At 76.4% G+C, this 14,226-nt stretch carries 1 protein-coding gene; it reads left to right on the forward strand.

The features are described 5' to 3' along the window. The first annotated feature begins 31 nt into the window (after positions 1–31). Positions 32–14,182 carry a type I polyketide synthase gene (locus GA0070606_RS29215; protein WP_091106418.1) on the forward strand — a complete coding sequence of 4,717 codons (14,151 nt, stop codon included), beginning with the start codon at positions 32–34 and terminating at the stop codon, positions 14,180–14,182. Positions 14,183–14,226: the final 44 nt, after the last annotated feature.

Here is a 14,226-nt window from a genome sequence, read left to right on the forward strand (position 1 = left end):
ACATCGGCATGCCGAGTGAGGTAGGTCCACGGTGAGCAACGAGGACGAGAAGTACGTCGAGTACCTGAAGCGTACGACCTCGGAGCTGCGGCGTACCCGGCGTCGGCTGCGCGAGCTGGAGACCCGGGACGCCGAGCCCATCGCCATCGTCGCGATGAGCTGCCGCTACCCGGGCGGGGTCGACAGTCCCGAGGCGCTGTGGCAGCTCGTGCACGACGGCGGCGACGGGATCGGGCCGTTCCCCGCCGATCGGGGCTGGGACCTGGAGCACCTCTTCCACCCCGACCCCGACCACCCGGGCACCAGCTACGTGCGCGAGGGCGGCTTCGTCTACGCCGCCGCCGACTTCGACGCCGACCTGTTCGGCATCTCGCCCCGCGAGGCCGTCGCCATGGACCCGCAGCAGCGGCTGCTGCTGGAGACCTCCTGGGAGGCGTTCGAGCGGGCCGGGCTGCCGCTGCCGGCGGTACGGGGCAGCCGTACCGGCGTGTTCGTCGGGGCGGCCTCGCACGGCTACGACGGCATGATGGCGCAGGCCGAGAACGGCGAGGGGCACCTGCTGACCGGCAACGCCACAAGCGTCATCTCCGGCCGAGTCGCGTACACCCTCGGGCTGGAGGGGCCGGCGGTCACCGTCGACACCGCCTGCTCGTCCTCGCTGGTCGCCGTCCACCTGGCCGCGCAGGCCCTGCGCAACGGCGACTGCGAGCTGGCCCTCGCGGGCGGCGTGACGGTGATGCCCACCCCGGCGGTCTTCGTGGGCTTCAGCCGGCAGCGCGGCCTCGCCGCCGACGGCCGGTGCAAGGCGTTCGCCGCCGCCGCCGACGGCACCTCCTGGTCGGAGGGCACCGGCATGCTGCTGCTCGCCCGCCTCTCCGACGCGCAGCGGCACGGGTACCCGGTGCTCGCCGTGGTGCGCGGCAGCGCGGTGAACCAGGACGGCGCGTCCAACGGGCTCAGCGCCCCGCACGGCCCGTCCCAGGTGCGCGTCATCCACCAGGCCCTCGCGAACGCCCGGCTCACCCCCGAGCAGGTCGACGTGGTCGAGGCGCACGGCACCGGCACCCGGCTCGGCGACCCCATCGAGGCGCAGGCGCTGCTCGCCACCTACGGCCAGGACCGGGGCGACGCCCCGCCGCTGCTGCTCGGCTCGGTCAAGTCGAACATCGGCCACACCCAGGCCGCGGCCGGCGTCGCCGGCATGATCAAGATGGTCATGGCGATCCGCCACGGCGTCGTACCGCCGACCCTGCACGTCGACGAGCCGTCCCCGCACATCGACTGGACCGCCGGGTCCGTCGCCCTCGCCACCGCCGCCACGCCGTGGCCCGCGACGGACCGGCCGCGCCGGGCCGCGGTGTCGTCGTTCGGGGTGTCCGGCACCAACGCCCACACCATCATCGAGCAGGCACCGACCCCGATAGCGGCCGAGGACGAGCCGACCGTGGTGGCCGACCGTCCGGTGTCGCCGGTGCTGCTCTCCGCCCGCTCCGACGCCGCGCTCGCCGCGCAGGCCGGCCGCTGGGCCGCCCGGCTCGCCGCCGACGACACCCTGCGCCCGCTCGACGTGGCGTTCTCGTCGGTCACCTGTCGGTCCATCCTGGACCGCCGCGCCGTGGTCTCGGCGACCGGCCGCGAGGACCTGCTCGCCGCGCTGCGCGCCCTCGCCGCCGGGGAACCGGCCGGCACCGTCGTCACCGGCGCCGGCTCGCCGCGCGGCCAGCTCGCGGTGCTCTTCTCCGGCCAGGGCGCGCAGCGCGCCGGCATGGGCCGGGAGCTGTACGCCGAGTTCCCCGTCTTCGCCGCCGCGCTGGACGAGGCGTGCGGTCACCTGGACCGGGCCCTGCCGCAGCCGCTGCGCGGGGTGCTCTTCGCCGAGCCGGGCACCCCGGAGGCCGACCTGCTGGACCAGACCGTCTTCACCCAGGCCGGGCTGTTCGCCGTCGAGGTGGCGCTGTTCCGCCTCGTCGAGTCGTTCGGGATCGTGCCGGACTTCGTCGGCGGCCACTCGGTCGGCGAGATCGCCGCCGCGCACGTGGCGGGGGTGCTCTCCCCGGAGCACGCCTGCGCGCTGGTGGCCGCGCGGGGCCGGCTGATGCAGGCCCTGCCGGCCGGGGGCGGGATGCTGGCCGTCGCGGCGGCCGAGGCCGACGTCCTCGCCACGCTCGACGGGCTCGCCGACGTGGGGATCGCGGCCGTCAACGGGCCCACCTCGGTCGTGGTCTCCGGTGCCGTCGAGGCCCTGGACGAGGTGGAGCGGGTCTGGCGGGATCGGGGCGTACGCACGCGCCGGCTCACGGTCAGCCACGCGTTCCACAGCCCGCTGATGGAGCCGATGCTCGCCAGGTTCCGCGCGGTGCTCGACAAGCTCACCTTCTCCGCGCCGTCGCTGCCGGTCGTGTCGAACGTGACCGGCGCGCTCGCCGACCCCGACGAGATCCGCACCGCCGACCACTGGGTGCGGCACGTCCGCGAGGCCGTCCGCTTCGCCGACGGGATCGCCGCCCTGCGCGCGGCGGGCGCGGGCACATTCCTGGAGGTCGGCCCGCAGAGCGTGCTGACCGCGATGACCCGGGACGCCCTGCCCGCCTCGGACGACGTGCTCGCCGTCGCCGCGCAGCGCAGGGACCGGACCGAGCCGCAGGCCCTGCTGGCCGCCCTCGCCGAGCTGCACGTGCACGGCACGCCGGTGACCTGGCGGCCGTGGTTCGCCGACACCGACGCCCACCGCGTCGACCTGCCCACGTACGCCTTCCAGCACCAGCGCTACTGGCCGGAGGTCGGCGGCGCCGCCGGGCATGCCGCCCCGGCCGACGCCGCCGAGGGCGACTTCTGGGCGGCGGTGGAACGCGGCGACCTGACCGAGGTGGCGTCCCACCTGGCCGTGCAGGACGACCCGACCGCCGTGGAGGCGCTCGCCCCCGCCGTGCCGGTGCTGTCGTCGTGGCGCCGGGCCCGGCACCGCGACGCCCTCGTGGCCGGCTGGTCGCACCGGATCGACTGGGAACCCGTCCGCCCCGCCGCGGCGGCGGCGCTCACCGGCCGCTGGCTGGTCGTCACCGTGGCCGGGACCGACGGTGGCGCCGCTCCCGTCGACGCGTGGGCGGCCGGGACGCTGACCGGCGCGGGCGCCCACGTCGACACCCTCGCCGTCGCCCCCGGCGTCGGCCGCGCCGAACTGGCCGAGCTGCTGCGCGGGCACGGCGACCACGGCTGGACGGGCGTGCTCTGCGTGCTCCCCGCGACCGACCGGGCCCTGCCGGACGCCCCGGCCGTCTCCGTCGGCGCCGCGCTGCTGCTCACCCTCACCCAGGCGCTCGCCGACACCGGCCTGCCCGGCCGGCTCTGGTGCCTCACCCGGGGCGCCGTCTCCGTCGGCGGCGAGGCCGTCGCCGACCCGTGGCCCGCGCTGGCCTGGGGGCTGGGCCGCGTCGTCGCCCTCGAACAGCCGGACCGCTGGGGCGGCCTGGTGGACCTGCCCGCCCGCGCCGACCGGAGCGCCGGGGACGCGCTGCTCGCCGTCCTCGCCGACGCCGGCCACGACCAGGTGGCGATCCGCCCGCAGGGAACCTTCGGCCGGCGGCTGGTGCCGGCCGCGCCGCCCGCGGGCGGGGGTTGGCGGCCCGCCGGCACGGTGCTGGTGACCGGCGGTACGGGTGCGCTGGGCCGGCACGTGGCCCGCTGGCTGTCGGCCAACGGGGCGGCCGAGGTGGTGCTCGCGTCGCGGCGGGGCCCGGCGGCGCCGGGCGCGGCCGAACTGGTCGACGAGCTGGGGTCGGTGCGGGTGGTGGCGTGCGACGTCACCGACCGGGCGGCCGTCGACGCCCTCGTCGCGGGGCTGCCGGAGCTGACCGCCGTCGTGCACACCGCCGGGGTCGTCGACGACGGCGTCCTCGACGGGCTCGACCTGACCCGCATGCAGACCGTACTCGACGGCAAGGTCCGCGCCGCCCAGGTGCTGCACGAGGCCACCGCCGGCCGCGACCTCGACGCGTTCGTGCTCTTCTCCTCCCTCGCCGGGGTCGTCGGCAGCGCCGGCCAGGGCAACTACGCGGCGGCTAACGCCTACCTCGACGCGTTCGCGGCCTGGCGGCGCGACCAGGGGCTGCCCGGCACCGCGATCGCCTGGGGCGCCTGGGCCGAGGACGGCATGGCCGCCGCGACCGCCGCCCTGACCGCCCGGCTCGCCCGGGGCGGCATCAACCCGCTCCCCGCCGCCGAGGCCGTCACCGCCCTCGGCCGGGTCGTCAACGCCGCGGAGCCCGCCCTCACCGTCGCGGACGTCGACTGGGGACGTCTCGCCGCCGCCTGGGGTCGACCCACCCCGCTGATCGCCGCCCTGCCCGGGGTGCCCGCCGTGCCCACCGGGCCCGCCCGCGCCGTGGTGGTCGGCCGGTCCCTGCCGCAGCTCGCCGACCTCGTCCGTACCCAGGCCGCCGTCGTGCTCGGCTACCCGGCCGGCCAGCCGCTGCCCGAGCGCACCTTCCGCGACCTCGGCTTCGACTCGCTCACCGCCGTCGAGCTGCGTAACCGGCTCACCGCCGAGACCGGCATGACCCTGCCCGCCACGCTGGTCTTCGACCACCCCACGGTCGCCGAACTCGCCGCCCACCTGCACGCCCGCAGCGCCGGCCAGGCCACCGGCGAGGTCGTCGCCGACGGCACCGGCCGCGACCGCGAGCCGATCGCCATCGTCGCGATGAGCTGCCGCTTCCCCGGCGGCGTCGCCTCGCCCGAGCAGCTCTGGGACCTCGTCGCCACCGGCACCGACGCGATGAGCCTGATGCCCGCCGAGCGCGGTTGGAACCTCGCCGAGCTGTACCACCCCGACCCCGAGCACCTCGGCACCAGCTACGTGCGCGAGGGCGGCTTCCTCGCCGGGGCCGGCGAGTTCGACCCCGCCTTCTTCGGCATCAGCCCTCGCGAGGCCCTCGCCATGGACCCGCAGCAGCGGCTGCTGCTGGAGGCCACCTGGGAGGCGTTCGAGCGGGCCCGGATCGACCCGACCGCCCTGCGCGGCAGCCGCACCGGCGTGTACGTCGGCACCAACGGCCAGGACTACGGCTCGCTGCTGATGGCCGCCGGGGACGTCGACGAGAACTACCTCGCCACCGGCACCTCCGCCAGCGTCATCTCCGGCCGGCTGGCGTACACCTTCGGGCTGCACGGCCCGGCCGTCACCGTCGACACCGCCTGCTCGTCGTCGCTGGTCGCGATGCACCTGGCCGCGCAGGCCCTCCAGACGGGCGAGTGCGACCTCGCCCTGGCCGGCGGCGCCACCGTGATGGCCACCCCCGGCATCTTCGTCGGCTTCTCCCGTCAGCGCGGCCTCGCCGCCGACGGCCGGTGCAAGCCGTTCGCCGGGGCCGCCGACGGCACCGGCTGGGGCGAGGGCGTCGGCCTGCTGGTGCTCCAGCGGCTCTCCGACGCCCGCCGCGACGGCAACCCCGTCCTCGCCGTGCTGCGCGGCAGCGCCGTCAACTCCGACGGCGCCTCCAACGGCCTCACCGCTCCCAACGGCCCCGCCCAGCAGCGGGTGATCCGGCAGGCCCTCGCCAACGCCGGACTCACCGCCGACCAGGTCGACGCCGTCGAGGCGCACGGCACCGGCACCACCCTCGGCGACCCGATCGAGGCGCAGGCGCTCATCGCCACGTACGGGCAGGACCGGCCCGCCGACCGGCCGCTGTGGCTCGGCTCGGTCAAGTCGAACATCGGGCACACCCAGGCCGCCGCCGGCGTCGCCGGGGTGATGAAGATGGTCCTGGCGATGCGGCACGGGGTGCTGCCGCCCACCCTGCACGTCGACGAGCCCACCCCGCACGTCGACTGGACCGCCGGCAGCGTCGAGCTGCTCACCTCGGCCCGCCCCTGGGAGCCGGCCGACGGCGTACGCCGCGCCGCAGTGTCCTCGTTCGGCATCAGCGGCACCAACGTGCACACCATCCTCGAACAGGCCCCCGCCGACGAGCCCGAGCCCGAGCCGGCGCCCGCCGCGCCGGCCGGCGAGCTGACCTGGGTGCTCTCCGGGCGCACCGCCGACGCCCTCGCCGCCCGGGCCCGGGACCTGCGCGCCCACCTCGACACCGTCGACGACGCCGCGCTCGCCGACGTCGGCTGGTCGCTGGCCGCCACCCGCGCGTCCCACGACCACCGGGCCGTCGTCTTCGCCGCCGCCCGCGACGAGCTGTCCGCCGCCCTCGACGCGCTCGCCGCCGGCCGGTCCACCCCGCAGACCGTCACCCGCGCCCCCGGCACGCCGGGCGAGGTGGCCTTCGTCTTCCCCGGCCAGGGCTCCCAGTGGGTCGGCATGGCCGCCGAACTGCTCGACACCGCCCCCGTCTTCGCGGAGAGGTTCGCCGCCTGCGCCGAGGCGCTGCGCCCGTACGTCGACTGGTCGCCCACCGACGTGGTGCGCGGCGCGCCCGACGCCCCGTCGCTGGAACGGGTCGACGTCGTACAGCCCACCCTGTTCGCGGTCAGCGTCTCGCTCGCCGCGCTCTGGGAGTCGTACGGGGTGCGCCCCTCCGCCGTCGTCGGCCACTCCCAGGGCGAGATCGCCGCCGCGCACGTCGCCGGGGCACTCACCCTCGACGACGCGGCGGCCGTGGTGGCCCTGCGCAGCCGGATCATCGCCGGCATCGCCGGGGACGGCGGCATGGTCTCGGTCGCCACCACCGCCGACGAGGCCACGGAGACGATCACCCGCTGGGCCGGCCGGGTCGCCCTGGCCGCCGTCAACGGCCCCACCTCCGTGGTGGTCTCCGGCGACAGCGCCGCCCTCGACGACCTCGTCGCCCACTACGAGTCCCGCGAGGTGCGGGTGCGCCGGATCCCGGTGGACTACGCCTCCCACTCCGCCCACGTCGAGCCGCTGCGCGAGCAGCTCCTGGAACTGCTCGCCGGGCTGCGCCCCCGCACCGGCGACGTCCGCTTCCGCTCCACGGTGGACGGCGACTGGCTCGACACCACCGCCCTCGACGCCGACTACTGGTACCGCAACCTGCGGCAGACCGTCCGCTTCGACGAGGCGGTGCGCAGCCTCGTCGCCGCCGGCTACCAGACCTTCGTCGAGGTCAGCGCCCACCCGGTGCTCACCATGGCCGTGCAGGAGAGCGTCGAGCTGGCCGCCGCCGACCCGGCCGCGGCCACCGTCACCGGCACCCTCCGGCGGGGCGAGGGCGGCCTCGACCGTTTCCTCCGCGCCCTCGCCGAGGTGTACGCCGGGGGAGCACCGGTGGACTGGCGGCCCGCGTTCGCCGGTCTCGCCGGCCGCCGCCTCGACCTGCCCACGTACCCGTTCCAGCGGCAGCTGTACTGGCCGCAGCCGTCCGCCGCGCCCGCCCCGGCCGCCGGCAGCGGCACCGCGCCCGTGGCCGACGACGAGGTCGACGCCCGGTTCTGGGCGGCCGTCGAGGCGGAGGACCTGAACGCGCTCACCGCCGAACTCGCCGCCCCGACCGACGCGGAGCCCGTCCCGGACGCCGCGTTCGCCGACGTGCTGCCGGTCCTCGCCGCCTGGCGTCGCCGCCACCGCGACCAGGCCACCGTCGACTCCTGGCGGTACCGGGACAGCTGGACGCCCGTCGCCGGCGACGCCGCCGGCGAGCCCGCCGTCACCGGCACCTGGTGGCTGCTCACCGGCCCCGACGACACCGGCGCGGCCGAGGCCGCCTTCTGCGCCGAGGCCGTGCGGCGCCACGGCGGCACCGTCGTACCGCTGGCGTTGGACGCCGACCGCACGGACCGCGCGGCGCTCGCCGCCCGGCTGCGCGACCTCGCCGACGGCGGCACGCCCGCCGGCATCCTGTCGCTGCTGCCGCTCGACGAGACGCCCGCCCCGGCGCACCCGTCGGTGCCGGTCGGCTTCGCCGGCACGGTCACCCTCGTGCAGGCGCTCGGCGACGCCGGCGTCCGCGCGCCGCTGTGGTGCCTCACCCGGGGCGCCGTCGCCACCGGCCCGGCCGACCCGCTGCCGCACCCGCTCCAGCAGCTCACCTGGGGCTTCGGCCGGGTCGCCGCCCTCGAGCACCCCGACCGCTGGGGCGGCCTCGTGGACCTCCCCGACGAGCTGGACGACGCCGCCGGCCGTCGGCTGGTCCGCGTGGTCACCGGCGCCGACGGGGAGGACCAGGTCGCGCTGCGGCGGGCCGGCGCGTTCGGCCGTCGGCTCCTGCACGCCCCGATCGGCGACACGCCCGCCACCCGCGAGTGGCGGCCCTCCGGCACCGCCCTGGTCACCGGCGGCACCGGCGCGCTCGGCGGGCACATGGCCCGCTGGCTCGCCGCCAACGGCGCCGCGCACCTGGTGCTGCTCAGCCGGCGCGGCCGGCAGGCCGAGGGCATCGCGGAGCTGGAGGCCGAACTGGTCGGCCTCGGCGCCCGCGTCACCATCGCCGCCTGCGACGCCGCCGACCGCTCCGCGCTCGCGGCCGTCCTCGCGGCCGTGCCGCCCGAGCACCCGCTGACCACGGTCGTGCACACCGCCGCCGTGCTCGACGACTCGGTGATCAACTCGCTGACCCTCGACCAGGTCGACTACGCGCTCAGCGCGAAGGTCACCGCCGCGCTCAACCTGCACGAGCTGACCCGCGACCGGGACCTCGACGCGTTCATCCTGTTCTCCTCGATGGCCGGCACCGTCGGCAGCTCCGGCGTCGGCAACTACGCCCCCGGCAACGCGTTCCTCAACGCCCTCGCCGAGCACCGGCGCGGCCTCGGCCTGCCCGCCACCTCCATCGGCTGGGGCGCCTGGGGTGGCGGCGGCATGGCCGACGGTGAGTTCGGCCGGATGCTGCACCGCCACGGCGCACCCGAGATGCCCCCGCGGCTCGCCGTCGCGGCCCTGCACCAGGCCGTCGAGCACGACGAGACGTTCCTGACCATCTCGAACATCGCCTGGGACCGGTTCTTCGTCGCGTTCACCGCCACCCGACCCGGCCCGCTGATCGCCGAGATCCCCGAGGCGCAGGCGCTCGCGAAGACCAAGGGCCTCGCCGAGGCGAAGCAGAACGACGAGGCCGGCCCGTCCGGCGCGTTCACCCGGATGAGCGCCGCCGAGCGCCAGCAGGCGCTGCTCGACCTGGTCCGCGACCAGGCCGCCACCGTCCTGAAGTACGCCGACGGCCAGGCCGTCGACCCGCACCACGCGTTCCGTGACCTCGGCTTCGACTCGGTGACGGCGGTGGAGCTGCGCAACCGGCTCGCCACCGCCACCTCGCTGCGGCTGCCGGTGACCCTGGTCTTCGACTACCCGTCGCCGACCGCGCTCGCGCGGCACCTGCACGAGGAGCTGGGCGGCGAGGCCGCCGTGGCCGTCGAGACCGCCCCGGTGGCGCTCGGCGACGACGAGCCGGTGGCCATCGTCGCCATGTCCTGCCGCTTCCCGGGCGGGGCCAACGACCCCGAGCGGTTCTGGGAGATGCTGCACGCCGGCCGGGACGCCGTCTCCGACCTGCCCGGCGACCGGGGCTGGGACGTCGAGCGCCTCTACGACCCCGACCCCTATTCCGCCGGCACCTCCTACGTCCGCAGTGGCGCCTTCCTCTACGAGGCGGCGGAGTTCGACGCGGGCTTCTTCGGGATCTCGCCGCGCGAGGCCCTGGCGATGGACCCGCAGCAGCGGTTGCTGTTGGAGGCGTCGTGGGAGGCGGTGGAGCGGGCAGGGGTTGACCCGGCGGGGTTGCGGGGTTCACGAACAGGGGTGTTCGTGGGCACGAATGGTCAGGACTATGGGGCCCTGTTGATGGTGGCCAGTGCGGACGAGGTGGAGGGGTTCGCGGGCACGGGCAACGCCGCGAGTGTGGTGTCGGGTCGGGTGGCGTACGCGTTGGGGTTGGAGGGGCCGGCGGTGTCGGTGGACACGGCGTGTTCGTCGTCGTTGGTGGCGTTGCACCTGGCGGTGCAGTCGCTGCGGCGCGGCGAGTGCGACCTGGCCTTCGCGGGCGGCGTGACCGTCATGGCGACGCCGGGGCTGTTCGTGGAGTTCTCCCGGCAGCGTGGGCTGGCCGCCGACGGCCGGTGCAAGGCGTTCGCGGCGGCCGCGGACGGCACCGGGTGGGGTGAGGGCGTCGGGGTGCTCCTGGTGGAGCGGCTGTCCGACGCGCGGCGCAACGGCCACGAGGTGCTGGCGGTCGTGCGGGGCAGCGCGGTCAACCAGGACGGTGCCTCCAACGGGTTGACGGCGCCGAACGGGCCGTCGCAGCAGCGGGTGATCCGGCAGGCCCTCGCGTCGGCGCGGTTGTCCGCGGCCGACGTGGACGTGGTCGAGGCGCACGGTACGGGCACCACGCTGGGCGACCCGATCGAGGCGCAGGCGCTGCTGGCCACGTACGGGCAGGAGCGCGACGAGCCGCTGCTGCTCGGCTCGGTCAAGTCGAACATCGGGCACACGCAGGCGGCCGCCGGTGTGGCGGGTGTGATCAAGATGGTGCTGGCGATGCGGGAGGGCGTGGTCCCCGCGACGCTGCACGTGGACGAGCCGTCGCCGCACATCGACTGGGCCTCCGGCGCGGTGGAGCTGGCCACGGAGTCGCGGCCGTGGCCGGCGGTGGACCGGCCGCGTCGGGCGGCGGTGTCGTCGTTCGGCATCTCCGGCACCAACGCCCACGTCATCGTCGAACTGCCCGAGGACCGGCCCGCCGGGAGCGCCGAACCCGAGGCGGCCGAGAGCCGCAGCCCTGGGCTCGTGGCCTCCGACGTCGTCGTCTGGACGGTGTCCGGGCGGTCGAAGGGCGCCCTGGCCGGTCAGGCCGCCCGCCTGGCCCACCACGTCCGGGCGCACGCCGACATCGACGCGGCGGCCGTGGGCTGGTCTCTCGCCGCCACCCGGTCGACGTTCGACCACCGGGCCGCCGTCGTCGGCGCCGGGGTGGCCGAGCTGCTGGCGGGGCTCGACGCCCTGTCGGCCGGCGCGCCGGCGGGGAACCTGGTCACGGGCACGGCCTCGACAACGGGTGCGGTGTTCGTGTTCCCGGGTCAGGGTGCGCAGTCGGCGCGGATGGCGGCGGGCCTGGTGGGTCGTACGCCGGTGTTCGACGCGCGTCTGGCGGAGTGTCAGCGGGCCCTGGCCCCGTACCTGGACGTGGACCTGGTGTCGGTGTTGACCGGTGACGACGAGTCGTGGCTGGGGCGGGTCGAGGTCGTGCAGCCGGTGCTGTGGGCCGTGGGCATGGGCCTGGCGGCGGTGTGGCAGCACGCCGGGGTGGCCCCGGCTGCGGTGGTGGGTCACTCGCAGGGCGAGATCGGCGCGGCATGCGTGGCCGGCATTCTGTCGCTGGAGGACGCGGCGAAGGCCGTGGCGTTGCGGTCGCGGGCGCTGACGGTGCTGCGGGGTACCGGGACGATGGCGTCGGTGGACCTCTCCGCCGACGCGGTCGGCGAGCGCCTCGGGGAGTTTCCCGGCGTGGGTGTGGCGGCGGTGAACGGCCCGTCGACTGTGGTGGTGTCGGGTCCGCCGCAGCCGGTGGCGGACCTGGTGGAGGCGTGTCAGGCCGACGGGGTGCGGGCCCGGTTGATCCCGGTGGACTACGCGTCGCACTCGGCAGCGGTGCAGGACGTCGCCGAGCAGTTGCGCGCCGACCTGGCCGACGTGACCCCGCGACAGGGCCATACCCGTCTCGTGTCGACGTTGACGGGGGACTGGGTGGATCCGGAGTCGATGACTGCGGACTACTGGTACGACAACCTGCGACAGACGGTCCAGTTCGACTCGGCGGTGCGGGTGGCGGTCGCCGCCGGGCACACGACGTTCGTGGAGATCTCCCCGCATCCGGTGTTGACGATGCCGGTGACGGCGATCCTCGACGCCGCGGGTGCCACCGGGCACACCCTGGGCAGCCTGCGCAGGGGCGACGACGACGCGACGCGGTTGCTGACGAACCTGGCCACCGCCCACACGATCGGCCTGCCCGTCGACCTGACGGCCGTCCTCGCCGAGACCGACATCGTCGCGCTGCCCACGTACGCCTTCGACCGCAGCCGCTTCTGGCCCACCGCGGCGACCGGGCAGGGCGACACCGAGGAGACCCCCGGCGGCGTCGACTCCGCGTTCTGGGCGGCCGTCGAACGCGAGGACCTGGCCGCGCTCGCCGAACTCACCGAGCAGGACGCCACGGAATCCCTGGAACGGCTGGGCGCGGCCCTGCCCGTGCTCGCCTCCTGGCGGCGGCAGCAGCGCAACCGGTCCAGCCTCGACGACCTGCGGTACCGCAGCGTCTGGCAGCCGTACACCGGGACGCCCGTCAGCTTCCTGCCCGGTGCCTGGTGGGTCGTCGCCGACGAGCGGCACCCGGAGGAGGGCGAGGCCGCCGCCGCCGGGCTGACCCGCCGGGGCGCCGACGTCCGGCTGGTGTCGCTGCCGGAGAACCTGACCGACCGCGCCGCCCTCGCCGCGCGCCTGACCGGCGTCACCCGCACCGCCGACGGCGGGCCGGCCCCGGTGGACGGGGTGCTGTCGCTGCTCGCCCTCGCCGACGGCGCGGTCGACGACACCCAGCCGGTCCCGCTGTTCCTCGCCCGGTCGCTCGCGCTGATCCAGGCGCTCGGCGACCTCGACGTCGCCGCGCCGCTGTGGTGCGTCACCCGGGGCGCGGCCGGCACCACCCGGGGCGCGGCGCCCGGCCGGCCGGAGCAGTCGCTGCTCTGGGGTCTCGGCCGGGTCGTGGCCCTCGAACACCCCGAGCGGTGGGGCGGCCTGGTCGACGTACCGGCCACCCTGGACGACCACGGCTGGGACCTGCTCTGCGCCGCCCTCGCCGGCCTCGACGGCGAGGACCAGCTCGCGATCGACGGCGCCACCATCCTGGTACGCCGGCTGGTGCGGGCGTCCGGCGGCGAGACGCCCACCGACGAGGTCGGCTACCCGGGCACCACGCTGGTCACCGGCGGCACCGGCGCGCTCGGCGCGGAGGTGGCCCGCTGGCTGGCCGCCCGGGGCGCCGAGCACCTGATGCTCGTCAGCCGCCGCGGCGCGGACGCCCCCGGCGCCGCCGAACTCGTCCGCGAGCTGACCGGGGCGGGCACCCGGGTGACCGTCGCGGCCTGCGACGTCGCCGACCGGGCCGCGCTGGCCAAGCTGCTCGACGAGGTACCCGCCGACGCGCCGCTGACCAGCGTCGTGCACGCGGCCGGCGTTCTGGAGGACGGGGTGCTCGACGGGCTCACCGCCGACCGCCTCGCCACCGTCCTGCGGCCCAAGGTGCTCGGCGCCCTGCACCTGCACGAGCTGACCGTCGGGCGGGAACTGCGCGCGTTCGTGCTGTTCTCCGCGATGGCCGGGCAGCTCGGCGCCGCCGGCCAGGGCAGCTACGCCGCCGCCAACGCCTACCTCGACGCCCTCGCCGAGCAGCGGCACCGGCAGGGCCTGCCGGCCACCTCGGTCGCCTGGGGCCCCTGGGCGGCCGGCGGGATGGCCGCCACCGACCAGGCCGTGGAGGAGCGCCGCCGCCGCACCGGCGTGGCCCGCCTCGACACCGAGGCCGCGCTCACGGCGCTCGCGCAGTGCGTCGCGCGGGGCGAGCCGGCGACGATGGTGGCCGGCATCGACTGGGCCCGCTACGTGCCCGGGTTCGTGGCCGTGCGGCCCAGCCCGCTCATCGCGGGCGTGGCCGAGGCGCGCCGGGCCGTCGCCGAGCGGGCCGAGGACACCGGCGTCTCCGCGGAGTCCCTGGCCGCCCTGCTCGCCGGGCAGACCGACGCCGAACGACGCAAGACCCTGCTGGAGCTGGTACGCGGGCAGGCCGCCGCGGTGCTCGGCCACGCCTCGATGGACGCCGTCGAGCCGGAGCGGGCGTTCCGGGAACTCGGCTTCGACTCGCTGACCGCCGTGGAGCTGCGTAACCGGCTCACCGCGGCGACCGGCGTCCGGCTGCCCGCCACGGTGGTGTTCGACTACCCGACCGCCGCCGGGCTGGCCGATTACGTGCGGGCCGCGATCGTCGACGGCGGCGTGGTCGGGGTCGCGCCGGTCTTCGGTGAGCTGGACAGGTTGGAAGCGGCGCTCTCCGGCTCGGCGCCGGACCGCAGCGCCCGGATTCGGATCACCGAGCGGCTGCGGGCGCTGCTGGCCTCCCTCAACGAGGCCGACGCGCCGGCGGACGGCGACACCGTCGCCGAGAAGCTCCAGGACGCGACGCCCGACGAGGTCTTCGACTTCATCGACCGCGAGCTGGGGATGTCCTGACGTGATCGCTGCTGCGACGACGGGTCAACACAAGGAGTGCGCGG

It is taken from the genome of Micromonospora citrea, from assembly GCF_900090315.1.
GTDB lineage: Bacteria > Actinomycetota > Actinomycetes > Mycobacteriales > Micromonosporaceae > Micromonospora > Micromonospora citrea.